This is a genomic window from Cellulophaga lytica DSM 7489, from assembly GCF_000190595.1.
GTDB lineage: Bacteria > Bacteroidota > Bacteroidia > Flavobacteriales > Flavobacteriaceae > Cellulophaga > Cellulophaga lytica.
On sequence record NC_015167.1, the window covers coordinates 2,079,453 to 2,105,713 of the forward strand.

The 26,261-nt window shown below is 34.3% G+C and carries 21 protein-coding genes and 1 riboswitch; of the genes, 14 read left to right on the forward strand and 7 right to left on the reverse strand.

The window, feature by feature from the left end:
• Positions 1-125: 125 nt before the first annotated feature.
• From CELLY_RS09320 to CELLY_RS09370, 11 genes are all read left to right on the forward strand, one after another.
• On the forward strand, positions 126-1,454 hold the full coding sequence (locus CELLY_RS09320; protein WP_013621424.1) for a c-type cytochrome: 1,329 nt from the start codon (positions 126-128) through the stop codon (positions 1,452-1,454).
• 35 nt (positions 1,455-1,489) lie between these two features.
• Positions 1,490-4,615 (forward strand): TAT-variant-translocated molybdopterin oxidoreductase, encoded by a 3,126-nt coding sequence (locus CELLY_RS09325; RefSeq protein WP_013621425.1) that lies wholly within the window; start codon positions 1,490-1,492, stop codon positions 4,613-4,615.
• A 32-nt stretch (positions 4,616-4,647) separates the two neighbouring features.
• Positions 4,648-6,387: an NrfD/PsrC family molybdoenzyme membrane anchor subunit gene (gene nrfD, locus CELLY_RS09330; protein WP_013621426.1), complete on the forward strand. Its 1,740-nt coding sequence runs from the start codon at positions 4,648-4,650 to the stop codon at positions 6,385-6,387.
• Positions 6,388-6,389: 2 nt separating this feature from the next.
• Positions 6,390-6,911 carry a DUF3341 domain-containing protein gene (locus CELLY_RS09335; protein WP_013621427.1) on the forward strand — a complete coding sequence of 174 codons (522 nt, stop codon included), beginning with the start codon at positions 6,390-6,392 and terminating at the stop codon, positions 6,909-6,911.
• Positions 6,912-6,925: 14 nt separating this feature from the next.
• Entirely contained in the window at positions 6,926-7,486 is a 561-nt protein-coding gene (locus CELLY_RS09340) for a c-type cytochrome (protein WP_013621428.1), read from the forward strand.
• 16 nt (positions 7,487-7,502) lie between these two features.
• Positions 7,503-8,828 (forward strand): hypothetical protein, encoded by a 1,326-nt coding sequence (locus CELLY_RS09345; RefSeq protein WP_013621429.1) that lies wholly within the window; start codon positions 7,503-7,505, stop codon positions 8,826-8,828.
• 36 nt (positions 8,829-8,864) lie between these two features.
• The gene (locus CELLY_RS09350; RefSeq protein WP_013621430.1) at positions 8,865-9,932 is read left to right on the forward strand and encodes a cytochrome c oxidase subunit II; all 1,068 of its coding nucleotides are present in this window, start codon (positions 8,865-8,867) and stop codon (positions 9,930-9,932) included.
• 46 nt (positions 9,933-9,978) lie between these two features.
• Positions 9,979-11,784: a cytochrome c oxidase subunit I gene (locus CELLY_RS09355; RefSeq protein ID WP_013621431.1), complete on the forward strand. Its 1,806-nt coding sequence runs from the start codon at positions 9,979-9,981 to the stop codon at positions 11,782-11,784.
• A 130-nt stretch (positions 11,785-11,914) separates the two neighbouring features.
• Entirely contained in the window at positions 11,915-12,739 is an 825-nt protein-coding gene (locus CELLY_RS09360) for a GIN domain-containing protein (RefSeq protein ID WP_013621432.1), read from the forward strand.
• Between the two features lie 62 nt (positions 12,740-12,801).
• Positions 12,802-13,824 (forward strand): Holliday junction branch migration DNA helicase RuvB, encoded by a 1,023-nt coding sequence (gene ruvB / locus CELLY_RS09365; protein WP_013621433.1) that lies wholly within the window; start codon positions 12,802-12,804, stop codon positions 13,822-13,824.
• 7 nt (positions 13,825-13,831) lie between these two features.
• Positions 13,832-14,563: a hypothetical protein gene (locus CELLY_RS09370; RefSeq protein ID WP_013621434.1), complete on the forward strand. Its 732-nt coding sequence runs from the start codon at positions 13,832-13,834 to the stop codon at positions 14,561-14,563.
• Positions 14,564-14,568: 5 nt separating this feature from the next.
• On the opposite strand, the gene thiH is transcribed toward CELLY_RS09370, so the two are convergent.
• From thiH to ppk1, 7 genes are all read right to left on the reverse strand, one after another.
• Positions 14,569-15,678 (reverse strand): 2-iminoacetate synthase ThiH, encoded by a 1,110-nt coding sequence (gene thiH, locus CELLY_RS09375; RefSeq protein WP_013621435.1) that lies wholly within the window; start codon positions 15,676-15,678, stop codon positions 14,569-14,571.
• Entirely contained in the window at positions 15,671-16,444 is a 774-nt protein-coding gene (locus CELLY_RS09380) for a thiazole synthase (protein ID WP_034643178.1), read from the reverse strand. The genes thiH and CELLY_RS09380 overlap by 8 nt, the downstream gene beginning before the upstream one ends.
• Positions 16,434-17,096 (reverse strand): thiamine phosphate synthase, encoded by a 663-nt coding sequence (gene thiE, locus CELLY_RS09385; RefSeq protein WP_013621437.1) that lies wholly within the window; start codon positions 17,094-17,096, stop codon positions 16,434-16,436. Before thiE ends, CELLY_RS09380 begins: the two co-directional genes overlap by 11 nt.
• Positions 17,089-17,703: a thiamine phosphate synthase gene (locus CELLY_RS09390; protein ID WP_013621438.1), complete on the reverse strand. Its 615-nt coding sequence runs from the start codon at positions 17,701-17,703 to the stop codon at positions 17,089-17,091. Before CELLY_RS09390 ends, thiE begins: the two co-directional genes overlap by 8 nt.
• Positions 17,704-17,827: 124 nt before the next feature.
• Entirely contained in the window at positions 17,828-19,687 is a 1,860-nt protein-coding gene (gene thiC, locus CELLY_RS09395; RefSeq protein WP_013621439.1) for a phosphomethylpyrimidine synthase ThiC, read from the reverse strand.
• A 24-nt stretch (positions 19,688-19,711) separates the two neighbouring features.
• Complete coding sequence (gene thiS, locus CELLY_RS09400) at positions 19,712-19,915, reverse strand: sulfur carrier protein ThiS (protein ID WP_013621440.1); 204 nt, start codon at positions 19,913-19,915, stop codon at positions 19,712-19,714.
• A 114-nt stretch (positions 19,916-20,029) separates the two neighbouring features.
• Positions 20,030-20,123, reverse strand: a riboswitch (TPP riboswitch).
• 69 nt (positions 20,124-20,192) lie between these two features.
• The gene (ppk1, locus tag CELLY_RS09405; RefSeq protein ID WP_038505879.1) at positions 20,193-22,211 is read right to left on the reverse strand and encodes a polyphosphate kinase 1; all 2,019 of its coding nucleotides are present in this window, start codon (positions 22,209-22,211) and stop codon (positions 20,193-20,195) included.
• Positions 22,212-22,359: 148 nt separating this feature from the next.
• Between ppk1 and queG the strand changes: the two genes are divergently transcribed.
• From queG to ruvA, 3 genes are read left to right on the forward strand one after another with little or no spacing between them, the layout of a single operon-like run.
• Complete coding sequence (queG, locus tag CELLY_RS09410; protein ID WP_013621442.1) at positions 22,360-23,292, forward strand: tRNA epoxyqueuosine(34) reductase QueG; 933 nt, start codon at positions 22,360-22,362, stop codon at positions 23,290-23,292.
• A gap of 55 nt (positions 23,293-23,347) precedes the next feature.
• Complete coding sequence (locus tag CELLY_RS09415) at positions 23,348-25,642, forward strand: NADP-dependent malic enzyme (protein WP_013621443.1); 2,295 nt, start codon at positions 23,348-23,350, stop codon at positions 25,640-25,642.
• A 33-nt stretch (positions 25,643-25,675) separates the two neighbouring features.
• Complete coding sequence (ruvA, locus tag CELLY_RS09420; RefSeq protein ID WP_013621444.1) at positions 25,676-26,257, forward strand: Holliday junction branch migration protein RuvA; 582 nt, start codon at positions 25,676-25,678, stop codon at positions 26,255-26,257.
• Positions 26,258-26,261 lie beyond the last annotated feature (4 nt).

Below are 26,261 nucleotides of genomic sequence, written 5' to 3' on the forward strand. Positions count from 1 at the left end.
ATCCCTTAACATTTCCAAATTTAAGTCTATGTCGTATTTTTGCCTTCAATTTAAGAAGCGATATAGGGCGTGTGCCTGTTATATAGTAATTATCGTGCCAGGATTTCGATAGAAATATTTTAAATATGAAAAAGGTTTTATACCGTAATCAACTTTCTAAATTTTTGGGTGTCAATCTGATAGCTGCAATGCTATTTTCAGTATCCCTATTTTCTCAATCAGAAAATGCTGATCCTGCAAAGGGGAAACAGATCTTTAATCAGAATTGTGCATCGTGTCACTCTTTAGATAGGAAGGGTACTGGTCCTGCTTTAAGGAATGTGGAGTCTCGTTTAGAGGAAGAAGGTTTGGATCGTGAGTGGATTTATGCGTGGGTTAAAAATAGTTCAGGTGTTATTAAGTCTGGAGATTCTTATGCTAATAAGATTTTTGCAGAGTATAATAATACTGCAATGACTGCTTTCCCTACATTGAGTAATGAGGATATTGATAATATCTTAGCTTATACTTCTGCAGTAGAAGAGAAGCCTGCTAGTGTGGTGTCTGTTCCTGTTGCAGGTGGTGGAGAAGCTGGGTCTAATAGTGGGGTTTCTAATGAGATTATATTAGGTGCTTTGGCTTTAGTCTTTGCTTTATTAGTTGCAATGTTGTTTATGGTAAACAAAACGTTGCGTAACATTGCTAAGGCAAACGGTATTGATGTAGAAAGAGAAAGAGCTGAAAAGCGTATTCCTATTTGGAAGGCGTTTGTTCAAAATCAGTTTTTGGTTTTGGTGTCTGTTGTATTCTTGTTGCTTACTAGTGCTTATTTTGTGTATGGGTATTTTATGCAGGTTGGTATAGATCAGGGTTACGAGCCTGTTCAGCCAATTCATTTTTCTCATAAAGTGCATGCAGGTGATAATAAGGTGGATTGTAAGTATTGTCACTCTTCAGCTAGAGTTTCTAAAACTTCTGGTATTCCGTCACTAAATGTTTGTATGAATTGTCATAAGTCAATTTATGAATACAAAGGTAATCCAGAGGGGCCTTCTCAGTCTGATATTGAAAATGGCTACACCAATGAATTTTATACAAAAGAGATAAAGAAACTTTATGCTGCTGTTGGTTGGGATGAAGAAAATCAAAAATATACTGGTGAGTCTAAGCCTGTAGAGTGGGTTAGAATACATAACTTACCAGATTTTGTATATTTTAATCACTCACAGCATGTTAGTGTTGCAGGTGTAGAATGTCAAACATGTCATGGTCCTATTGAGGAAATGGAAGTTGTTAGTCAGCATGCTCCTTTAACTATGGGTTGGTGTATTAATTGTCACAGAGAAACAAATGTGAAAATGGAAGGTAATGCTTATTATGATAAAATTCATGAAGAGCTTTCTAAGAAATATGGTGTAGAGAAGCTTACAGCTGCTATGCAAGGTGGTTTAGAATGTGGTAAGTGTCACTATTAATTGATTGTAAAAGAAGATAATTTCAGATATATCGTATGTCATCAAACAAAAAATATTGGAAAAGCGAAGCGGAGTTAAATCCTAACGATTCCATTGTTGAGGCGCTAAAACAGAACGAATTTGTTCAGGAGATTCCTGTTGAAGATTTCTTAGGTGATAAGGAAGGTTTAGCGAGTAGTTCTACTAATAGGAGGGATTTCTTAAAGTATGTAGGTTTTAGTACTGCTGCTGCAACAATGGCTGCTTGTGAAGGGCCTGTTGTAAAATCAATACCTTATGTTGTTCAGCCAGATCAAATTATTCCTGGTGTTGCTAATTATTATGCAACAACAATAGCAGATGGTTTTGACTTTGCAAGTGTTTTGGTAAAAACTCGTGAGGGTAGGCCAATAAAAATTGAAAATAATACAGATGCTAAGGTAAACGGGTCTGCAAATGCTCGTGTGCAAGCTTCTGTTTTGTCATTATATGATAGTAAAAGATTGCAAGGTCCTTTGGCTAAAGGAGAGGCTGTAGAGTGGTCTGCTTTAGATGCTGCGGTAAAATCAAAACTTACTGCGTTAAAAGGTTCTGGTAAACAAATAGCATTGTTAACGCAAACTTACGCTAGTCCGTCTACTTCTAGATTGATTGCTGAGTTTAAGGGTGTTTACGGTGAAAATGTAAATCATGTTACTTATGATGCTATTTCTGCTGATGCTGCTTTAAATGCTTTTGAAGAAAAGTATGGTGAAAGAGCGTTGGCTGATTATGACTTTGAAAAAGCTGAGTTAATTGTTTCTTTTGGAGCAGATTTTCTTGGTGATTGGCAAGGTGGTGGATATGACAGTGGATATTCTGCTGGTCGTGTTCCAAAAAATGGTAAAATGTCAAGGCACATCCAGTTTGAGGCAAATATGTCATTAACTGGTGCTAATGCAGATAAAAGAGTTTTGTTAACTCCTACGCAACAAAAAATTGCTTTAGCTAAATTTTATGCTAAAGTGATGAATGTGTCTGTAGGAGGTGAGTTACCTGCTGCTGCAGAAAAGGCTGTTTTGGCTGCTGCAGAAGAGTTTGAAAAGGCTAAAGGTAAGGCTGTTGTTGTTACGGGGCTAGATGATAAAGATGCGCAAGCAGTTGTTTTAGCAATTAATGAGAAGCAAGCAAGTGTTGCTTTTGATGCTAAAGCTCCAAAATATGTAAGACAAGGTAATGCTAAAGCTGTTGCTAAATTAGTAGCAGATATGAAAGCTGGTAAAGTAGGTGCACTTATTATGGATGGTGTAAACCCTGCTTATACAATGCCAAATGCAACTGAGTTTACAGATGCGTTGTCTAAGGTAGATTTGTCTGTTGCTTTTTCGCAAAGTAATAATGAGACTGTAGCTGTTTCTTCTTATGCTGCTGCTGCTCCTAATTACTTAGAGTCTTGGGGTGATGTTCAAATTAAAAAAGGACATTACGCATTAATGCAGCCAACAATTAAAGAAATTTTTGATACGCGTCAGTTCCAATCATCATTATTAGTGTGGATGGGTTCTGATAAAACGTATTATGATTATATTAAGGAAACTTGGAGTTCTTCTATATTAGGAGAAGGGAAGTGGAACCAGGCATTACATGATGGTGTTTATAAAGCTCCTTCAACTATTATAGATGTTGTAGAGGAAACTGTAGCTTCAATTGTTTCTGAAGAAGAGCCAATAGTATCGTCTCTTGTAGACTTATCTATGGCGGCTTCAAAATTATCTAAAGCATCTTCATCTGGTATGGAGTTAGCTTTGTACTCTAAAGTAGGTATGGGTGATGGTCAGCAGGCTAATAATCCATGGTTGCAAGAGTTTCCAGATCCAATTACAAGAGTTTCTTGGGATAATTACGTTACTGTATCTAAAGCTGATGCTGAAAAGTTAGGTCTTGTTAATGATCATGTTGCTAACGGAGGTTTAGATGGTAGTAAAGTAAATCTTAAAGTAGGAAATGTTGAGTTAAAAGAAGTTCCAGTAATTATTCAGCCTGGTCAGGCTTCTGGTTCTGTAGGGCTTTCTTTTGGCTATGGAAGAAAAGCTGGTTTACAAGCAGAAATGCAAACTGGTGTTAATGCGTATGCATTATATCAAGGAGGTGTTTCTAATCAATCTGTATCCGTGTCTAAAGCAGAAGGTATGCATGAGTTTGCTTGTGTACAGCTTCATAAGACATTAATGGGTAGAGGTGATATAATCAAAGAAACTACATTAGAAATTTTTAATACTAAAGATCATGCAGAATGGAATCCTGTTCCTAAAGTATCTTTAGATCATAACGAAGTGGACGCTGTTTCAGTTAGTCTTTGGGATGATTTTGATCGCTCTGTTGGTCATCACTTTAACTTGTCAATAGATTTAAATGCATGTACTGGTTGTGGAGCTTGTGTTATAGCTTGTCACGCAGAAAATAACGTGCCTGTTGTTGGTAAGGATGAAGTGCGTAAGTCTAGAGATATGCACTGGTTGCGTATAGATAGATATTATTCTTCTGAAGATACGTTTGAAGGAGATAATGTTAAGAAAGATGAATTTGATGGTTTAACTGGAGATAAGGGTTCTTTAGGTGGATTTGGTGAGTTGGAAGATCCTTCTGCTAATCCTCAAGTAGCTTTTCAGCCAGTAATGTGTCAGCACTGTAATCACGCTCCATGTGAAACAGTTTGTCCTGTTGCTGCAACGTCTCACAGTAGACAAGGTCAAAACCATATGGCGTATAACAGATGTGTTGGTACAAGATATTGTGCAAATAACTGTCCGTATAAAGTACGTCGTTTTAACTGGTTCTTGTATAATAACAATGACGAGTTTAATTACCATATGAATAACGATTTAGGTAAAATGGTAATTAACCCAGATGTAAATGTTCGTTCTCGTGGAGTAATGGAGAAATGCTCTATGTGTATTCAAATGACTCAAAAGTCTATTTTAGATGCTAAGAGAGACGGACGCACAGTAAAAGATAGTGAATTCCAAACAGCTTGTTCTGCTGCATGTAGTAGTGGTGCAATGGTATTTGGAGATGTAAATGATAAAGAAAGTGAAGTTGCTGAGTTAAAAGAAAGCAACCGTATGTATCATTTATTAGAGCACATTGGTACAAAGCCAAATGTTTTCTATCATGTTAAAGTGAGAAATACACAAGAATCATAATTAATTAACGGAACGTAACTAGAACATAAATTATGGCGTCGCATTACGAAGCACCTATACGAAAACCCCTAGTAATTGGAGATAAAGGATACCACGATGTAACTGTGGATATTGCTGCTCCTGTAGAAGGGAAAGCAAATAAGCAGTGGTGGATTGTTTTCTCTATTGCATTAATAGCATTCCTTTGGGGAGTTGGTTGTATAATTTACACAGTATCTACAGGTATTGGTACTTGGGGATTAAATAAAACAGTAGGATGGGCCTGGGATATTACCAACTTTGTATGGTGGGTAGGTATTGGGCACGCAGGAACATTAATTTCTGCAGTACTATTGCTTTTTAGACAAAAATGGAGAATGGCAATTAACCGTTCTGCAGAAGCAATGACAATTTTTTCTGTAGTACAAGCAGGTTTATTTCCAATAATACATATGGGTCGTCCTTGGTTGGCGTACTGGGTATTACCTATTCCAAACCAATTTGGTTCATTATGGGTAAACTTTAACTCACCTTTATTATGGGATGTATTTGCAATTTCTACATACTTATCTGTATCATTAGTTTTCTGGTGGACGGGTCTTTTACCAGATTTTGCAATGTTGCGTGATAGAGCAATTAAGCCGTTTCAGAAAAAAATATATAGTTTATTAAGTTTCGGGTGGACAGGTAGAGCTAAAGATTGGCAACGTTTTGAAGAGGTTTCTCTTGTTTTAGCTGGTTTGGCAACTCCACTTGTACTTTCTGTACATACAATTGTATCTTTTGATTTTGCTACATCTGTAATTCCGGGTTGGCATACAACAATATTCCCTCCTTACTTTGTGGCGGGTGCAATTTTCTCTGGGTTTGCAATGGTAAACACATTGCTTATAATTATGAGAAAAGTATGTAGTTTAGAAGCTTACATTACAATTCAGCATATAGAATTAATGAACATTGTAATTATGATTACTGGTTCTATAGTTGGTTGTGCATACATTACAGAGCTGTTTATGGCTTGGTATTCTGGAGTAGAGTATGAGCAGTATGCATTTTTAAACAGAGCAACAGGTCCTTACGCTTGGGCATATTGGGCAATGATGTCTTGTAACGTTTTCTCTCCACAGTTTATGTGGTCTAAAAAATTACGTACTAGTATTATGTTCTCTTTTGCTATATCTATTGTAGTAAACATAGGAATGTGGTTTGAGCGTTTTGTGATTATTGTAACATCATTACACAGAGATTATTTACCATCTTCATGGACAATGTTCTCTCCTACATTTGTAGATATAGGTATTTTTATTGGTACAATAGGTTTCTTCTTTGTATTGTTCTTGTTGTATTCTAGAACATTCCCTGTAATAGCTCAGGCAGAAGTTAAATCAATTCTTAAGTCTTCTGGTAGTAAATACAAGAAATTAAGAGATGCTGGTAAACCATTATATACTATGCCAGAAAAAACAATATATACAAATACGGTTGCTGCAACAGCAGTTCCTGCTGAAGAGGTAGTTGTTAATAATGATGAAGAAAAGGTTTCAGACTTATTAAGTTCTATAGGTAAGTTTGATGTGGCAACAGATACGCCAGATGACCTTAAGCAGGTTAAAGGTATTGGTCCACAGATGGAACAGACACTAAATCAGATTGGGATATATAGCTTTGCTCAGGTTAGTAAAATGACTCAGAAAGAGTATGATTTGTTAGATTCTATAACAGGATCTTTCCCAGGAAGAGCACAGAGAGATGATTGGGCTGGACAAGCCAAGAACTTAAATAACAATAAATAATTATGGCATCTAAAGTTATTCACGCATTTTATAATGATGATGATATATTGATGCTCGCTGTTAAGAAAGTAAAAGCAGCTAAGCATCATATAGAAGAGGTATATTGTCCTTTTCCTGTTCACGGATTAGACAAAGCTATGGGGCTTGCTCCTACCAGAATAGCCATAACTGCTTTTATTTATGGGTGTATAGGTATCACAATAGCAACTCTTATGATGAATTACATCATGATAGAGGACTGGCCTCAGGATATAGGTGGTAAACCTAGTTTTAGTTACCTAGAAAATATGCCCGCATTTGTTCCTATTATGTTTGAGCTTACTGTATTCTTTGCAGCACACTTAATGGTTATTACTTTTTATATGAGAAGTAAATTATGGCCTTTTAAACAAGCTGAGAATCCAGACGTAAGAACTACTGATGATCTATTTTTAATGGAAATAGAAATTCATGATAATGAAGAAGAGTTAAAATCTTTATTAGCAGATACAGGAGCAGTAGAAATTAATATTTCAGAAAAATAGTCTTAATAATAGTTATGAAGATATTTAAAAATATAGGTTTGGTTTTAGGAGTTGCTCTTCTTATGGCATCTTGTGCAGATAAGAATAGTCCTAATTACCAGTATATGCCTAATATGTACGAAGCAGTAGGTTATGAAACATACCAACAAGTAGATTTTTTACCTAGTGGTATGGAGGCTGCACTGCCAGTAGAGAACACTATTTCTAGAGGTCATATGCCTTACGAGTTTGCAAATGATATAGAAGGTAAAGAGTTGGCACGTTTACAAGGTAGCCCATTAGATTCTTTAAAAACTGAAGCTAACCTTGCTAAAGGAAAAGAACTATACGCTATTAACTGTGCAATTTGTCACGGAAATAAAGGTGATGGTCAAGGGAACTTGGTGAAGAGAGAAAAAATATTAGGTGTTCCTAGCTATGCAGATGCAGGAAGAAATATTACTGTAGGTAGCACTTACCATACTATTTATTACGGATTAAATTCGATGGGTTCTTACGCTAATCAACTTAATCACGATGAACGTTGGCAAGTTGCAGAATACGTAATGCAATTGAAACAAGACTTAACTAAATAATACATAGATTAAGAATATGTACACTTTTTCAAACAGACTAAAAATAGCTTCTTTTATATTAATGGCTGTTGGTGCTATAGGTATCGCTATAGGTTTTATTACAATGCCTAGTACAGTAGAAGACGCTAAAGAAATTGTAGCAAGTCATAGTGATGGTCATGGCGATCACCAAGCTGCTGCAGAAACACATAACACTAATGCTCATGGAGAAACTGCTCACGCAGAAGGATATGATAGTAAACATGATGAGCATTTATTACATCAATTGCAAAATAAGCCTTGGTCTGCATTGTATGTAGCAGCTTTCTTTTTCTTTATGATAGCATTAGGTGTGTTAGCATTTTATGCAATACAAAGAGCGGCTCAAGCGGGTTGGTCTCCTTTGTTATTTAGAGTTATGGAAGGTATAACATCTTATATAGTTCCAGGAGGTATAATTGTATTTGTTATTCTTGCAGCTTCTGTTGCACATATGAACCATTTATTTGTTTGGATGGATGCAGATGTTGTAGCTGAAGATAAATTGTTACAAGGAAAAGCAGGATATTTAAACGGAACTTTCTTTTTAATTAGAGCTGCTATTTTCTTAGGAGGATGGATTGCTTACAGAACTATATCTCGTAAATTATCTTTAGCGCAAGATGAAGCTGATGATAATACCAACTTTGTTAAAAACTTTAGATGGTCTGCAGGTTTCTTAGTATTCTATCTTGTTTCAGAATCTATGATGTCTTGGGATTGGATAATGAGCGTAGATCCACACTGGTTTAGTACTTTGTTTGGCTGGTATGTATTTGCTAGTATGTTTGTTTCTGGTATAACAGTTATAGCTATGGTAACAATTTACTTAAAGTCTAAAGGATTGTTAGAAGATGTTAATGATAGCCATATTCATGATTTAGCTAAGTTTATGTTTGGTATCAGTATTTTTTGGACATACTTATGGTTTGCTCAGTTTATGCTTATTTGGTATGCTAATATTCCAGAAGAGGTTACATATTACGTAACAAGAATACAAGATTATAACTTACCGTTCTTTGGAATGATAGCTATGAACTTCTTGTTCCCATTATTATTGTTAATGAATAGTGATTATAAAAGAGTTAACTGGTTTGTTATTATGGCAGGTGTAGTTATACTTGCAGGTCACTACTTAGATATATTTAATATGATTATGCCTGCAACTGTAGGAGATCAATGGTCAATAGGATTATCAGAAATATGTTCTGTATTGTTCTTTGCTGGTTTATTTATCTTTGTTGTATTTAGAGCCTTGTCAACTGCTCCATTGCAACCAAAAAGGAACCCATTTATTGGCGAAAGCAAGCATTTTCATTATTAATAAGGAAGTTTACAACAGCATAAAATAAATCATACAATGATTACAGTTTTAACTATAACGGTTTTAGTCTTAATAGCCATAGCAATTTGGCAAATGACCAAAATTTTTGAATTGTCGCAACTTAGAGCGGCTAAAAATGAAACAGCAACGGATAACGATAACAAAGTTAACGGTTACCTAATGTTTGCTTTCTTAGTATTTATATATGGTATAACAATATTTAGTTTCTACAAGTATACTAAAGTATTGTTGCCAGAGTCTGCTTCTGCTCATGGTGCAGAATATGATAGTTTGATGTTTGTATCAATGCTTATTATTTTCTTTGTACAGACTATTACGCAGTTCCTATTACACTATTTTGCATACAAATACCGTGGGGAAAAAGGAAAGAAAGCGTTGTTTTATGCAGACAATCATAAGTTAGAGTTTATTTGGACAATTATTCCAGTAATTGTTTTGGCAGGTTTAATCCTTTGGGGGTTATATACTTGGACAAACATTATGGATATTAATGACGAAGATGATCCTTTAGTAGTAGAATTATATGCACAACAGTTTAATTGGACTGCTAGGTATGCAGGAGATGATAATGTACTAGGTGAAGCTAATGTTAGAATGATTGACATTGATAATGCAAATATTTTAGGTTTAGATGAGTCTGATCCTAACGGGGCAGATGATATTATTGTTAAAGAATTGCATTTGCCAGTAGGTAGAAAAGTTAATTTTCATATGCGTTCTCAAGATGTATTGCATTCAGCTTATATGCCTCATTTTAGAGCACAAATGAACTGTGTTCCAGGTATGATTACACAATTTTCATTTACACCAATTAAGACTACAGCAGAAATGCGTCAAGATCCAGATGTAATTGATAAGGTAAAAAGAGCAAATAAAATTAGAGCTGCTAAAGCTGCGGCCGGAGAGCCAAATAGCGATCCTTGGGAGTATGATTATATTTTACTTTGTAATAAAATTTGTGGTAAATCTCACTACAATATGCAAATGAAAATAATTGTTGAGACTCAGGAAGAGTATGACAAGTGGATAGCTTCTCAAAAAACTTTTGGTGGCGAAGCTGCAACAGGAGTAGCTGTAAAATAATTGATTTAAGAAACTAAGTTAACTAACAAAAATAGAATATCTGATTATGTCAGGAACACACGAACACGACGACGATCACGGACATCATCACAAAGAAACCTTCATTACTAAATACATATTTAGTATGGATCACAAGATGATTGCAAAGCAGTATTTAATTACTGGTTTAATAATGGGTTTCATTGGTATAGCAATGTCATTGTTATTTAGAATGCAATTGGCTTGGCCAGGTGAATCTTTTCCTTTATTTGAAGCTGTATTGGGTAAATGGGCACCAGGTGGTGTTATGGATGCCGATGTATATTTAGCATTGGTAACTATGCACGGTACTATTATGGTATTCTTTGTACTTACAGCTGGTTTAAGTGGTACTTTTAGTAACTTACTTATTCCTCTACAAATTGGAGCTAGAGATATGGCTTCAGGATTGTTAAATATGATATCATACTGGTTGTTTTTTACTTCTGCAGTTATTATGGTTTGTTCTCTTTTTGTGGAGTCTGGACCAGCAGCAGCAGGTTGGACAATCTACCCACCACTTTCTGCATTACCAATGGCACAATCTGGTTCTGGTGCAGGTATGACATTGTGGTTGGTTTCTATGGCTATATTTATTGCATCATCATTATTAGGTTCATTAAACTATATTGTAACAGTAATTAACTTAAGAACAAAAGGTATGTCTATGACAAGATTACCTTTAACTACTTGGGCACTATTTGTTACAGCTATTATAGGTGTTGTTTCTTTCCCTGTATTATTTTCAGCAGCATTGTTGTTAATAATGGATAGAAGTTTTGGAACATCATTCTTCTTGTCTGATATATTTATACAAGGCGAGGTGTTACATTACCAAGGTGGATCTCCTGTATTGTATGAGCACTTATTCTGGTTCTTAGGACACCCAGAAGTATATATTGTTATATTACCTGCAATGGGTATTGTATCAGATGTTATGGCAACTAATGCTCGTAAACCAATATTTGGTTATAGAGCTATGATTATGTCTATCATTGCTATTGCTTTCTTATCTACAATTGTATGGGGTCACCATATGTTTATATCAGGTATGAATCCTTTCTTGGGATCTGTATTTACATTTACAACATTATTAATTGCTATACCTTCTGCAGTAAAAGCTTTTAACTGGATTACTACAATCTGGAAAGGTAACTTACAAATGAATGTAGCAATGTTGTTCTCGATTGGTTTTGTGTCAACGTTTATTACTGGTGGTTTAACTGGTATTATTTTAGGAGATAGTACATTAGATATTAATGTTCATGATACTTATTTTGTAGTAGCTCACTTCCACTTAGTAATGGGTATATCTGCATTATATGGTTTACTTGCTGGTGTGTACCACTGGTTCCCTAAAATGTTTGGTAGAATGATGAATAAAAACTTGGGTTATGTTCATTTCTGGATAACTGCAATTTGTGCTTATGGTGTTTTCTTTCCAATGCACTTTGTAGGTATGGCTGGTGTACCAAGACGTTATTATGAAAACACTGCATTCCCTATGTTTGATGAGCTTACAGATGTTAATATTTTAATTACTGTTTTTGCTTTAATAGCTGGTGCAACACAATTGGTATTTGTTGGTAATTTCATCTACAGTATTTTCTACGGTAAAAAAGCTGAGCAAAACCCATGGAATGCAACTACGTTAGAGTGGACAACTCCTGTAGAGCACATTCACGGAAACTGGCCTGGTGCAATACCAGAAGTTCACAGATGGGCATATGATTATAGTAAAACTAATGAAAACGGAGATTACGTATTACCTGGGCAAGATTTTGTACCTCAGATAGTACCGCTTCAAGCTGGTGAAGAAGAACTAACTCACTAGATTTTATATAAAATTATAAAGGCCTTTTAAATTTATTTAAAAGGCTTTTTTTTTGCTATCAATTTTATTCTTTATAACTAGTATTTTAGTATATTGTTTACAAACACAAACTAACCATTAAATTCACAATATGTTTAAGCAATTTATTCTAAGTGTGTTCTTGCTTGCTACGGCAACAGGTATTGCACAAAAAAAACCAAAAATTAAGGGCAGTAAAACTGTTATTGAAGTCACGAATGAGTTGACCCCTTTTAATGCTATTAAAGTAGCAGATAATTTACGCCTAGAATTAAAAAAAGCAAGAGAAAACAGTTACACTTTTATAGGTGATGACAATCTATTAGATGTACTTAAGTTTGAAGTTATTGATAGCGTTTTGGAAATTAGTTCTTTCTATAGAATTGTATCTAAAAAAAAGTTAGAGCTTACAGTTAATTATGTTAATTTAAACGGTATTACAATGCTTAATGGTCGTTTAGATATGAAAGATATTGTTACTACAGACTATTTAGACATAAACCTGCAAGGAGGTGCAAAACTAAATTTAAATACCTTGGCTAACAGTGTAGGTATTTCTATGTCTGGTGCAAGTAATGCAGAGTTAAATGTAGACTGCGATGATGTGTCTGTTACTTTAGATCAAAAAAGCAACTTGGGACTTTATATGGTTGCTAAAGCGGCTAAAATTACAATGCATGGTAACGCAGATGCAAAGTTGCAAGGAGCCGTTACAGATTTTAATATAGACCTTTTTGGAAATTCACAATTAAGAGCAGAAGCCTTAAAAGGTACAAATGTGTCTTTAAATTTAGATGAATCTCCAGATGCGAAAATATTTGTATCAGAAAACTTAGAACTTTCCTCTAAAGGTGGTTCTAGAACATATTTGTACGGTACACCTAAAATTACAATAGTTGATTTCCTAAATGCATCACAATTAATAAAAAAGGAATAGACTATTTTAGATTGATGTTTTCTATTATGAAAGCCTATAATTTCTAGTATCTTTGTTAGACTATGAATGAAAACCTAGACCCAACATCAGAAAATTTTTCTTCTGAAGAGTTTGATATAGAAAGAGCATTAAGACCCTTAAGTTTTGATGATTTTGCTGGTCAAGATCAAGTTTTAGAAAACTTAAAAGTTTTTGTTGAAGCAGCAAACCAAAGAGGAGAAGCTTTAGATCACACCCTTTTTCATGGGCCTCCTGGTCTTGGAAAAACTACATTGGCGCATATTTTGGCTAATGAGTTAGGTGTTGGTATAAAGGTTACATCTGGTCCTGTTTTAGATAAGCCGGGAGATTTGGCAGGCTTGCTTACCAATTTAGAGGAAAGAGATGTTCTTTTTATTGATGAAATACATAGACTTAGTCCTATTGTAGAAGAATATTTATATTCTGCTATGGAAGACTATAAAATTGATATAATGATAGAGTCAGGGCCAAATGCGCGCTCTGTACAGATAAATCTTAATCCTTTTACCCTAATTGGTGCAACAACACGTTCTGGGCTTTTAACAGCTCCTATGCGTGCTCGTTTTGGTATACAAAGTAGGTTACAATATTACACTACAGAGTTGCTGTCTACTATAGCTGAACGTAGTGCAGATATTTTAAATGTGCCTATAGATTTAGAAGCTGCAATAGAAATAGCGGGTAGAAGCAGAGGTACACCCAGAATTTGTAATGCTTTGTTGAGAAGAGTTAGAGATTTTGCACAGATAAAAGGTAATGGTAAAATTGATATAGAAATTTCTAGGTTTGGATTAAATGCGTTAAATGTAGATGCACACGGTTTAGACGAAATGGACAATAAAATATTAACTACTATTATAGATAAATTTAAGGGAGGCCCAGTTGGTATAACTACTTTGGCAACAGCAGTGTCTGAAAGTGCAGAAACTATAGAAGAAGTGTATGAGCCTTTTTTAATACAACAAGGCTTTATTATGCGTACTCCTCGTGGTAGAGAAGTAACAGAGTTAGCATACAAACATTTGGGAAGAATAAAAGGAAGCGTACAAGGAGGTTTGTTTTAAAAAAATTATGGAAGTAAATACTTATACTTTTTCTAAATCTGCAGTTAAAAAGCTTGCTTTAAAAAAAGTTTTAGGAATACAACCGTTAATTTTGGGAGCCTTAATTGCTGCGTTTTTAATTGCAAATAAGATTGAAAATAATGCATTTACCGAAGACAAAAACCTTCTTCTTATTTCAATTGGTATTTTTCTTATAATCTATATTGGAGGCCTTTTTTCTGCAAAAAAGTCTGTTAGGCAGGTTTTAGAACAAACTTCAATTAAAATTACAGATGATTCTGTGGAATACTGTATTCCTAATGGAGAAAACACCAGATTAGCTTTTAAAGAAATTAAAAATCAAAAACTTTCTAAGTATGGTTTAAAGCTTTATGGTATTAATAAGCAGGTGTTTATATCTAATAGAGTAACTGGTTTTAATGAAATTCTAGAGTCTTTAAAGACAAATACACAAACAAGATTAATACAATACGCAACCAAATATAAAATAAATCAATTAGTACTTAATAATTTAGTAGGGTTGTTTTTTATGATAATGGTTACAAGTCTATTTATTGTTGATGCTAAAAATTTAAAATTAATTTTAGGTATACCTATATTTCTTGTTTTAGTATATTCTGTTATTACAGTTAAAGCTGATAAAAATATACCAAGCGAGTTTAATTTTATTATAAGAAAAACTGCTTTTTACGGTGTGGTTTTACTAGTTTATTTAATATATGTTTATTTTTTTACCTAATATCTTTACCAAGCACTTTCCCAGTCTTTCCAAACAACTTCAAAACCTTTGCTTTGTAGCATTTCTGCAATAGTTTCTGTACTGCGTTCATCAGAAATTTCAAATTGTTCTAAAGACTGTGGTTCTACAACATAACCACCAGGATTGGTTTTAGACTCTGCACTTATAGATGTTATTCCTAGGTTAATAATATTATTTCTAAATTTTTCGCTTTCTCGGGTAGACATAGAGAGCTCTACATCTTCGTCTAACAAACGGTAAGCGCATATAAGCTGCGCTAAATCTGCATCCTCCATAACTACTTTTGGTTCTAAACCACCTGTGTGTGGTCTAAGCCTAGGAAAAGAGATAGAGTATTTAGTTTGCCAATAGGTTTTTTGTAAATACTGTAAATGTAGTGCAGTAAAAAAACTGTCTGCTCGCCAATCTTCTAATCCAAATAAAGCGCCTACGCCAATTTTATGTACGCCAGCTTTTCCTAAACGGTCTGGTGTCTCTAGTCTATAATCAAAATTAGATTTTTTACCTTTTGGGTGGTGTTTTTTATACTCGTTTCTGTGGTAGGTTTCTTGGTACACTAAAACAGCATACAAGCCATTTTTAACAAGTAATTCATACTCATCTTGGTCTAATGGTTGTACTTCTATGGTAATGTTAGCAAACTCTTTTTTTAGCAATTTAATGGCGTTATTTATATAGTCTACACCAACAGTTTTGTTAGCCTCGCCAGTTACCAATAAAATATGGTTATACCCTTTACTACGCAAAAAGGCAGCTTCTTTTAAAATTTCAGCATCTGTTAACGTGCGTCTAGGTATTTTGTTGGTTAAGCTAAAACCACAATAAGTACATATGTTTTGGCACTCATTACTTAGGTACATTGGTGCGTACATTTGCATTGTATTGCCAAAGCGTTTTTTTGTTAACGCACTACTCATTTGTGCCATTTGCTCTAAATATGGTTTAGCAGCAGGAGAAATTAAGGCTTTAAAATCTTCTAAAGTACGTTTGTTATTTTGCAACGCAGCTTCTACGTCTGCATTAGTTTTACTGTAAATATCAGAAACAATGGCGTCCCAATTATAACTATTAAAAAGTGATGTAAAATTACTCATTTAAAAAAGAGGTTAAAGGTGAGCTTGCTTCTGCTGTTTGTTTTATAGGAGCTAGCTTTGCATTATAGGCTAAACGACCAGATTTTACAGCTAACTTAAAAGCATTTGCCATAGCAATAGGATTTTGTGATACTGCAATTGCAGTGTTTACCAAAACAGCATCTGCACCAAGTTCCATTGCATAGGCAGCATGTGAAGGAGCGCCAATGCCAGCGTCTACAATTACAGGAACGTTACTTTGTGCTATAATTATTTCTAAAAAATCTACTGTTTTTAATCCTTTGTTACTGCCAATTGGTGCGCCTAATGGCATTACGCACTGTACGCCAACATCTTCTAAACGTTTACATAAAACAGGGTCTGCGTGTATGTATGGCATAACTACAAAACCTTGTTTTACAAGTTCTTCTGCAGCTTTTAAAGTTTCTATTGGGTCTGGTAATAAATATTTTGGATCTGGATGAATTTCTAATTTAACCCAATTGGTTTCTAATGCTTCTCTAGATAATTGCGCAGCAAAAACAGCTTCTTTTGCAGTACGCACGCCAGAGGTGTTTGGTAAAAGATTTATTCTAGAATGATTTAAATGTGATAAAATATCGTCATCTTCATTAGCTACATCTACACGTTTTAGTGCTACGGTAACCAATTCACTTTCTGATGCTAGTAACGCATTTTTCATTACGGTTGAAGAACTAAATTTTCCTGTTCCGGTAAATAATCTAGAAGAAAACTCTTTGTCTGCTATTTTTAAATTATCGTTCATCATTTTTACTTTTATCAAATTTGTACACTTGCTCTTGTGTAGCTGGTGTGTTTAATACTTTATTTAGCGTGGCAATGCTATTAAAATTGGCAGTAATTTCTGTTGATGCTGCAATGCCGTAAATTCCTGTTTTTAAAAGCTCAGGAACATCTGCAATTGTAATGCCGCCAATGGCAATTATAGGGGTAGTTGTTTGTAACTCATCTAAAATTGCTTGGTATCCTTGTAGTCCTAAAGTTGGACTCAAATTTTTTTTAGTTTGTGTAAATCTAAATGGTCCAAGTCCAATGTAGTCTACTTCTTTTTTTAATAAATTTTCGCAATCCTCTAAGGTGTTTGCCGTGCCACCAATACTAATCCATTTTCCTAAATGCTCACGTGCCTCTAATGGGCAAGCATCTGTTTTTCCTAAGTGTACACCGTCTGCATTTACTTTTTTAGCAATTTTATAATGATCGTTAATAATTAATCTAGTCTGAAAATGTGAAGTTATTTCTCTTGCCTTTAGAGCGACTTGCAATAAGCTTTCTTCATCTACATTTTTTAAACGTAACTGTACCCAATCTGCACCAGAAGAACACGCTTTTTGTATGTTGGCTAAATGTACTTCTGGAGTCTTACCTTGACTTATATAATGTAATTTGCTAATCATTATTTTTTGTTTTTTGTACTAGATAAAATGTTTCATCTATTCTTTTAAATGCCTCTACAGGCTTTTCTGCGCTCCAAACTCCACCTAAAACACCAACACCTTTGTACCCTAATGTGTTAAATTTGCTAAGGTTTTCTGCTGTAACCCCTCCCATACCAACAATTGTTTTGTTTATGTGATTTACATTAAAGCCACGCCCTTTGTAATCTTTTTTTGAAATGGAATTAAAAACAGGACTAAGCAGGTGATAATCAAACTCAAAATAACAATTGTTTAATTCTTCTTGATTATGAAATGAAGAACTTATTGTTTTGCCAAACATATTTAAGTTTTTAAAATACCGTGTAGGATTGTCTATAGTATCTCTACGTTTTTGTTCTTGAAAATGAATGCCTTTTAAGTTAAAGCTATTTATTAGCTCATGATAATAATGTACAACAATACGGTTGTGGTATTGTGACTCTATTTTATTTAGATAATTTGTATGCTGGTCTAGATCTTTAAAAGGTTTTCTTAAATGATAATACTGCAGGCCAGCGTTAAATAACTGATGAAGTATTTCTATTTCATTAGGTACATCTTTTTCTGGGGCTATAAGTACAATCATTTTTATTGTTTTTTTTTTAAGTTAGGGATTGTAGTGGCATCCTTTTGCCTTTTTTAGCAAAAGATATAACGGAAAGCCCGCCTACGCCTTACGTAGTAAAAGGCGTAGGAACTTCCACTTTATATTACAAATACACTTCTGATCCTTTGTCTTTAAATTCTTTAGCTTTTTCCTCCATACCTTTTGTGAAAACCTCGTCTCCTTTTATTTCGTTTACAGCGGCAAAATCTCTAACCTCTTGTGATATTTTCATAGAGCAAAATTTTGGTCCGCACATAGAGCAAAAATGGGCTATTTTAGCACCATCTGCAGGTAAGGTTTCATCATGGTATTCACGAGCTAATTCTGGGTCTAGTGCTAGGTTAAACTGATCTTCCCAACGGAACTCAAACCTTGCTTTACTTAAGGCATCGTCTCTGTGCTGAGCACCGGGATGACCTTTGGCTAAATCTGCCGCGTGTGCAGCTAATTTATAAGTAACAACACCTGTACGTACATCATCTTTATTAGGAAGGCCTAAGTGTTCTTTTGGTGTTACGTAGCAAAGCATTGCGCAGCCAAACCAACCAATCATTGCAGCACCAATACCAGATGTAATGTGGTCATAACCAGGAGCTATATCTGTTGTGAGTGGGCCTAATGTGTAAAAAGGAGCCTCGTCACAAGCCTCTAACTGCTTGTCCATATTAGCTTTTATCATATGCATTGGTACATGTCCTGGGCCTTCTATAAAAGTTTGTACATCATGTTTCCAAGCAATTTTTGTAAGCTCACCTAGTGTTTCTAATTCGGCAAATTGAGCTTCATCATTAGCATCTGCAATGCAACCAGGGCGTAAACCATCTCCTAAAGAAAAAGCAACATCATAGGCTTTCATTATTTCACATATTTCTTCAAAATGCGTGTATAAAAAACTTTCTTTGTGGTGTGCCAAACACCATTTTGCCATTATAGATCCGCCACGCGAAACAATACCTGTAATACGTTTTGCTGTCATTGGTACATAGCGTAAACGTACACCTGCATGTATGGTAAAGTAATCTACACCTTGTTCTGCTTGTTCTATTAAAGTATCTCTAAAAATTTCCCAAGTTAAATCTTCTGCTACGCCATTAACTTTCTCTAAGGCTTGGTAAATAGGTACGGTTCCAATTGGTACCGGAGAGTTACGTATTATCCACTCACGAGTTTCATGGATGTTTTGTCCGGTAGACAAGTCCATTATATTATCTGCTCCCCAACGGCAAGCCCAAACAGCTTTTTCTACCTCTTCTTCTATAGAAGATGTGGTGGCAGAGTTTCCAATATTTGCATTAATTTTCACCAAAAAGTTTCTGCCTAATATCATAGGTTCTGCTTCTGGGTGGTTTATATTGCTAGGGATAACTGCACGGCCACGAGCAACCTCGTCTCTTACAAATTCTGGTGTTATTTTAGCAGGAATGCTAGCGCCAAAATCTTGGCCAGGGTGTTGCTTAGATAAACGAGTCATTTCATCTATACGTTGGTTTTCACGAATAGCAACGTATTCCATCTCTGGAGTAATAATGCCTTTTTTTGCGTAATGCATTTGCGATACATTTTCTCCTTTTTTTGCGCGCATTGGTTTTTTTAAGTGTCCAAAACGTAAATGATCTAAGTTTTTATCATTTAAACGCTCGTTACAGTATTTAGAAGAAAAACCATCTAATTGTTCTACGTTGCCGCGGTCTAAAATCCATTGTTCACGTATGCGTTCTATTCCTTTATGAACGTCAATATCTTTATTAGGGTCTGTATAAGGACCAGAAGTATCATAAACAGTTACAGGTTGGTTTGGAGTACGACTTTTGGTAAGTGAATCTACGGTGTCACTTAACTCTATTTCTCGCATAGCAACTTTTAATTCTGGAAATAGTTTGCCAGAAACATACACTTTTTTAGAATTAGGAAAAGGGTGTCTTGTAATACCGTCTTGTTTGGGTGCGGTGTCTTTTTTTTTCATAATAAAATCTTTTAAAGTTTTAGGTTAGCCTCCTTGAGCAGGACGTATTAACAATACATTGTCATGAGGTTGTAAAATAGTAGTGCTCCAGTCTGTTTTTGGTATTACATTGCCATTAATAGCAATTGCAACACCAAAAATGGTAATTTCTAGAGTTTGTATTAATGTGGCTATTGTAGTGTCTGAGGAAACTACGTGCTCTTTGTTATTTACGTTTATGGGTACCATAACGATACATTTTAAGTGCTAGGGTATAGCGTTAAAAAAATCCAATTAAATCGTAAACTGTGTGTGAAAATGCAATCTCCAGAAACGGAAAAAACATTAAAAGATAGAAATCATAAAAAGAATTCAACTTTTCCCTTCGGCTGTACTAACAGCATCAGGTTCAAAGGGTATTTCTCAGTTCTTAAAAAGAACACCCCTAAAGTTTACATAACAAATGTATTAAATATTTTGTGATAAGACCTAATAAAAAACAAAACTCTTGTGCTTGTAAATAGATCTACATATTTTTAAAGTAGTTGTAAGTTTTTAATTGTGAATGTGTTGTGCTTTTGTTATTTGTGACGTACTTATTTTGTTGTTTAGCATCTATAACTCTGGCTTTTACATTGTCTGATAACTGAATTTGTAAAATATCTTTAACTATTTTAAAGTTGTCTTTATCTTCTACAGGAGTAATTACCTCAATTCTGTGTGATAAGTTACGTTTCATCCAATCTGCAGAGCCAATGAAAAGTTTTTCATTGCCTCCGTTGCCAAAAAGATACACACGGCCGTGCTCCAAATACCTGTCTAAAATACTTGTTACGGTAATGTTTGTACTTTGTCCTTTTATGCCTGGTACCAAGCAACAGATACCACGAATTAATAAACGTATTTGTACACCAGCATTACTTGCCTTATATAGCAATTGAATCATTTTTTTATCTTCAAGGCTGTTCATCTTTAAAATAATTAAGCCTTGTTTGCCTGCTTGTGCCAATTCAATTTCTTTTTCTACCATTCTAGAAAAAACGTGTCTGCTTGTAAAAGGGGAAACCAGTAATTTTTTAGCCTTTGGAACAATTAAAACACCTTCTAAAACTAGAAAAACACGATTTAGTTCTTTGCAAATTTTTGTATCTGCTGTCATTAAACCAAAATCTGTATACAAGGTGGCAGTTTTTTCATTAAAGTTACCAGTTCCTATATAACAATAGGTTTTAAGCTTACCACTAACTTCTTTTTCTATGTATATTATTTTAGAGTGTACTTTTATGCCAGGATAACTATAAATAACTTTTGCTCCGTGATTTTTAAATATTTTACCCCATTTTAAATTGTTGTCCTCATCAAACCTAGCTTTTGCTTCTATAAACACAACCACATTTTTACCAGCTTTTGCAGCGTTAGCAATAGCAGTATTTAGCCTAGATGTTTTTGCCAAGCGGTACAGTGTTATTTTTATAGTTTTTACTTCTTTAGACGAGGCAGCTTCCTCTAGCAATTTTATAACAGGTTCAAAAGATTGGTAAGGGTAGTGTATCAGTTGGTCTTTAGTGTCTATTGCATTAAAAACTGAGTTGTGCTTAGTTAGTAAAGGGTGTGGTAATGGCTCTAGTTTAGTATTGCTTAATTGTTTTTTGGTGGGATTAGGGAAACTAAAAAAGTCTTTAAAATTATGATAAATGCCACCTAAAATAATGTCGGTATTGTACACGTTTAATGTGCTTTTTATTGCATTTAAAAGTGCTGTTGGTGCACTTGCATCTATTAAAGCACGTGTTGCTTGTCCGGTTTTTCTTTTGGGTAAAGCATCTATTATTTTCTGCATTAAATTGCCAGAGAACTCATCTTCAATATACAACTCTGCGTCTCTAGATATTTTTAAGGCGTAGTAATTGGTATTATTTTCTTTGTTTAAATTGTATTTTAAAACATCATCTATAAAAGTAACAAAGTAGGTTTGGTTTGTAGAAGGAAACACAATAAAACGAGGTTTGTTTTCAGGAATTTCTACAAGTTCTATTTCTTCATTATTTTTTAATGTAACTAGGTATGATGCTTCATTTTCTGCAAAAATAGAGTTTTTAGTTGCTGTTTTTTCTGTTTGTATACTAAGCGAATTTTTTAAGTTGGCATTGTAATAGTCTTCTGCAAACTGCTTTTGCTTTAGGGTAAAATCTTTATAATTTATAAGGTGTATTCCTTCTGTCTTTAAATCAGGAATAATTTCGTTTAAAAAAATAGCTCCAAATTCTTGTTGTTGTATATCTACTTGTTTTTTTATTTCGGCTAAAACCTTGTTGGGTTTGGTTATAAGCTTTTTGCGTAACGGCTTTTTAATGTCTTTTATTTGTCTAATGTCTGATACACGAACTTTAAAAAATTCATCTAAATTAGAAGAAAAAATTGCTAAAAACTTTATACGTTCGTACAAAGGATTTTGTTTGTCTTTAATTTCTTGTAAAACTCTGTGGTTAAAACGTAGCCAAGATAAATCTCTGTGGTAGTATTTAGAATTGTAAAGCTTGCTCATAAATAGTAAAATAAGCAATTTATATGTTTTATAATAAAGTTATGTAAGTATTTTGTTAAGTTATTGTTTATGCAGCTTTTAAGTAGTGTTTGTATTTAATACACTTACTAAATAATTTTTATTGCTTGTAAACCATTAAATTTGTGATGTGAAGTTACCACTAGTAAATAAAGAAAAAACAACGGCTTTAATTAAGGATGAAGCAAAACGCTTAGGGTTTATATCTTGTGGCGTGTCTAAAGCTGAGTTTTTAGAGGAAGAGGCTCCACGATTAGAAAAATGGCTTACCAAAAATATGAATGGTCAAATGGCTTATATGGAGAACCATTTTGATAAGCGTTTAGATCCAACAAAGCTTGTAGAAGGTTCTAAATCTGTAATTTCTTTATTGTTAAATTATTACCCAGAAGATACGCAAAATAACGATGCATTAAAAATCTCTAAGTACGCTTATGGGCAAGATTACCACCACGTTATAAAATCTAAATTAAGAGAATTACAAGAGTTTATTACTAACAATATTGGTGAGGTAGAAGGTAGGGCATTTGTAGATTCAGCACCTGTTTTAGATAAAGCTTGGGCTGCAAAAAGTGGCTTGGGTTGGATAGGTAAAAACAGTAATTTAATAACACAAAAAGTAGGTTCTTTTTATTTTATTGCAGAGTTAATTGTAGATATAGAACTGGCTTATGATAGTGCAGTAACAGATCATTGTGGTACTTGTACCGCCTGTATAGATGCTTGCCCTACGCAGGCAATTGTAGATCCGTATGTTGTAGATGGTAGCAAGTGTATATCATACTTTACAATAGAATTAAAAAATGAAATTCCTGCTGAGGTTAGAGGTAAGTTTGATGATTGGATTTTTGGATGTGATGTTTGTCAGGATGTGTGTCCTTGGAATAGATTTTCTAAGCCACACAATGAGCCGTTATTTAATCCGCATCCAGATTTGCTATCTATGACAAAAAAAGATTGGCAAGAAATAACAGAAGATGTTTTTAGAAAAGTTTTCAAGAAATCTGCAGTAAAGCGTACTAAATTCTCAGGATTACAACGTAACATAGATTTTTTAGATTAATATTATAATTTAATTGGTACTATACCCTTAAATTTGCACCTTAAAATTAGAAGCAATGAGCAACGAGAAGAATAGAAGAGAAGCTTTAATTTACCACGCAAAACCACAGCCTGGTAAAATAAAAATTGTTCCTACTAAGCCTTATGCAACACAAAGAGACTTGGCATTAGCTTATTCTCCTGGAGTAGCAGAGCCTTGTTTAGAAATAGAAAAAGACAAAGAAAACGCATATAAATATACATCTAAAGGTAATTTAGTTGCTATAATATCTAACGGTACAGCTGTTTTAGGATTGGGTGATATTGGTCCTGAGGCATCTAAACCTGTTATGGAAGGGAAAGCACTGTTATTTAAGATTTTTTCTGATATTGATGGTGTAGATATAGAGGTTGATACTAAAGATGTAGATAAGTTTGTAGAAACTGTAAAAATGATAGCACCTACTTTTGGTGGTATTAACTTAGAAGATATAAGTGCACCTGCTGCTTTTGAAATTGAGCGCAGATTAAAAGAGGAGTTAGATATTCCTGTAATGCATGATGACCAGCACGGTACAGCTATTATTTCTGCAGCGGCATTATTAAATGCATTAGAAATAGCAGGTAAAAAAATTGAAGAAGTACGTATTGTAATAAGTGGTGCAGGTGCTGCTGCTGTTTCTTGTACAAGGTTGTACAAAGCTTTTGGAGCTAAAGATGAGAATATTGTAATGCTAGATAGTAAAGGTGTTATAAGATCTGATAGAGGTAACTTATCTGAAGAAAAAGCTGAGTTTGCATCAGACAGAAAAATAGACACTTTAGATGAGGCTATGAAAGATGCAGATGTTTTTGTAGGACTTTCTATTGCAGATATTGTTTCTCCAGAAATGTTATTGTCTATGGCAAGTAACCCAATTGTTTTTGCAATGGCAAATCCTAATCCAGAGATTAATTATGATTTAGCTGTAAAAACAAGAAAAGATATTATAATGGCTACAGGAAGGTCTGACCATCCTAACCAGGTAAATAATGTTTTAGGATTTCCTTTTATTTTTAGAGGAGCACTAGATGTAAGAGCTACAGGTATTAATGAAGCTATGAAAATGGCAGCAGTTAAAGCCATAGCTAAGTTAGCAAAAGAGCCAGTGCCAGAGCAAGTAAATATTGCGTACGGAGAAACAAGATTAACTTTTGGTGAAGACTATATTATTCCTAAGCCTTTTGATCCAAGATTAATTGCAGAAATTCCTTTAGCTGTAGCAAAGGCTGCTATGGATAGTGGTATAGCAAAACAACCTATTGAAGATTGGGATAAATACAAAGAGGAATTAATTAGACGTTCTGGTAATGACAATAAAGTTGTACGTTTATTACACAACAGAGCAAAAGTAAATCCTAAAAGAATTGTTTTTGCAGAAGCAGATCATTTAGATGTACTAAAAGCAGCACAAATTGCTTATGAAGAAGGTATTGCAGAGCCAATTTTATTAGGTAAAAAAGAAACTATATTAGAACTTAAAGCAGAGTTAGAGTTTGATGCAGACGTGCAAATTATAGATACTAAAGCAACAGAGTCTAAAGGGCAACGTACATTATACGCTACTAAGTTTTGGGAAAACAGAAAACGTAAAGGAGTTACCTTTTACTACGCCAAAGCTAAAATGAGAGAGCGTAACTATTTTGGATCTATGATGGTAGAAGTAGGTGATGCAGATGGTATGATTTCTGGTTACTCTAGGGCATACCCAACAGTAGTAAAACCTGTTTTTGAAGTTATTGGTAGAGCATCTAATGTGCAAAAAGCCGCAACAGTAAACATAATGGTTACAGATAAAGGACCTTTATTTGTAGCAGATACATCAATAAATATTAACCCTAATGCAGAGGAGTTAGCAGATATTGCTTTAATGACAGCTAACGTAGCTAAAACTTTTGGTTTTGATCCTGTAATGGCTATGACGTCTTATGCTAACTTTGGGTCTTCTAACGAGCCAAATGCTGTTAAGGTTAGAAAAGCGGTAGAAATATTACATACCAAACATCCAAACTTGGTTGTAGACGGAGAAATACAAATGGATTTTGCGTTAAATAAAGAGCTGTTACAGAGTCAGTTTCCGTTTTCTAAATTAGCAGGTAAAAAGGTTAATACGTTTATTTTTCCAAACTTAGAGTCGGCTAACATTACCTATAAGTTGCTTAAAGAGTTAAATGATGCAGACTCAATAGGTCCAATTATGTTAGGCTTGCGAAAGTCTGTACATATTCTTCAATTAGGAGCAGATGTAGATGAAATGGTAAATATGACCGCAGTAGCTGTAATAGATGCACAAGAGAGAGAAAAAAGAAGAAAAGCTAAAAACAATCAGTAAATAAAATAATACAAACCAACCTATACCATTCATATGATTACACATTTAAGAGGAAAATTAGTAGAGAAAAATCCAACATTTTTAGTAATTGAGTGTAATGGTGTAGGTTACTTTGTAAACATATCACTGCATACCTTATCCAAGGTGTCTGATGCAGAAAATATTCAGCTGTATACGCATTTACAAGTAAAAGAAGACTCACACACACTTTTTGGTTTTGCAGAAAAATCTGAACGAGAAATTTTTAGATTATTAATTTCTGTATCTGGTATAGGCCCTAGTATTGCACGTACAATGTTATCATCATTATCACCTGCCCAGGTAAGAGATGCAATTGCGGGCGGAGACGTTGCAACTATACAATCTGTAAAAGGTATTGGAGCAAAAACTGCACAGCGTGTAATATTAGATTTAAAAGATAAAGTATTAAAAATATACGATATTGATGAAGTTTCTACTTCTTCAAACAATACAAATAAAGAAGAAGCGTTATCTGCTTTAGAGGTTCTTGGTTTTGCACGTAAGCAAGCAGAAAAAACTGTTGACGTAGTTGTTAGTCAAGACCCAACATTAAGCGTTGAAAACATTATTAAGTTGGCGCTGAAAAATTTGTAATAAG

Coding starts and splice junctions, on each gene's coding strand:
- CELLY_RS09320 (WP_013621424.1), top strand. CDS start 126: ATGAAAAAGGTTTTATACCGTAATCAACTTTCTAAATTTTTGGGTGTC.
- CELLY_RS09325 (WP_013621425.1), top strand. CDS start 1,490: ATGTCATCAAACAAAAAATATTGGAAAAGCGAAGCGGAGTTAAATCCT.
- nrfD (WP_013621426.1), top strand. CDS start 4,648: ATGGCGTCGCATTACGAAGCACCTATACGAAAACCCCTAGTAATTGGA.
- CELLY_RS09335 (WP_013621427.1), top strand. CDS start 6,390: ATGGCATCTAAAGTTATTCACGCATTTTATAATGATGATGATATATTG.
- CELLY_RS09340 (WP_013621428.1), top strand. CDS start 6,926: ATGAAGATATTTAAAAATATAGGTTTGGTTTTAGGAGTTGCTCTTCTT.
- CELLY_RS09345 (WP_013621429.1), top strand. CDS start 7,503: ATGTACACTTTTTCAAACAGACTAAAAATAGCTTCTTTTATATTAATG.
- CELLY_RS09350 (WP_013621430.1), top strand. CDS start 8,865: ATGATTACAGTTTTAACTATAACGGTTTTAGTCTTAATAGCCATAGCA.
- CELLY_RS09355 (WP_013621431.1), top strand. CDS start 9,979: ATGTCAGGAACACACGAACACGACGACGATCACGGACATCATCACAAA.
- CELLY_RS09360 (WP_013621432.1), top strand. CDS start 11,915: ATGTTTAAGCAATTTATTCTAAGTGTGTTCTTGCTTGCTACGGCAACA.
- ruvB (WP_013621433.1), top strand. CDS start 12,802: ATGAATGAAAACCTAGACCCAACATCAGAAAATTTTTCTTCTGAAGAG.
- CELLY_RS09370 (WP_013621434.1), top strand. CDS start 13,832: ATGGAAGTAAATACTTATACTTTTTCTAAATCTGCAGTTAAAAAGCTT.
- thiH (WP_013621435.1), bottom strand. CDS start 15,678: ATGAGTAATTTTACATCACTTTTTAATAGTTATAATTGGGACGCCATT.
- CELLY_RS09380 (WP_034643178.1), bottom strand. CDS start 16,444: ATGAACGATAATTTAAAAATAGCAGACAAAGAGTTTTCTTCTAGATTA.
- thiE (WP_013621437.1), bottom strand. CDS start 17,096: ATGATTAGCAAATTACATTATATAAGTCAAGGTAAGACTCCAGAAGTA.
- CELLY_RS09390 (WP_013621438.1), bottom strand. CDS start 17,703: ATGATTGTACTTATAGCCCCAGAAAAAGATGTACCTAATGAAATAGAA.
- thiC (WP_013621439.1), bottom strand. CDS start 19,687: ATGAAAAAAAAAGACACCGCACCCAAACAAGACGGTATTACAAGACAC.
- thiS (WP_013621440.1), bottom strand. CDS start 19,915: ATGGTACCCATAAACGTAAATAACAAAGAGCACGTAGTTTCCTCAGAC.
- ppk1 (WP_038505879.1), bottom strand. CDS start 22,211: ATGAGCAAGCTTTACAATTCTAAATACTACCACAGAGATTTATCTTGG.
- CELLY_RS09415 (WP_013621443.1), top strand. CDS start 23,348: ATGAGCAACGAGAAGAATAGAAGAGAAGCTTTAATTTACCACGCAAAA.
- ruvA (WP_013621444.1), top strand. CDS start 25,676: ATGATTACACATTTAAGAGGAAAATTAGTAGAGAAAAATCCAACATTT.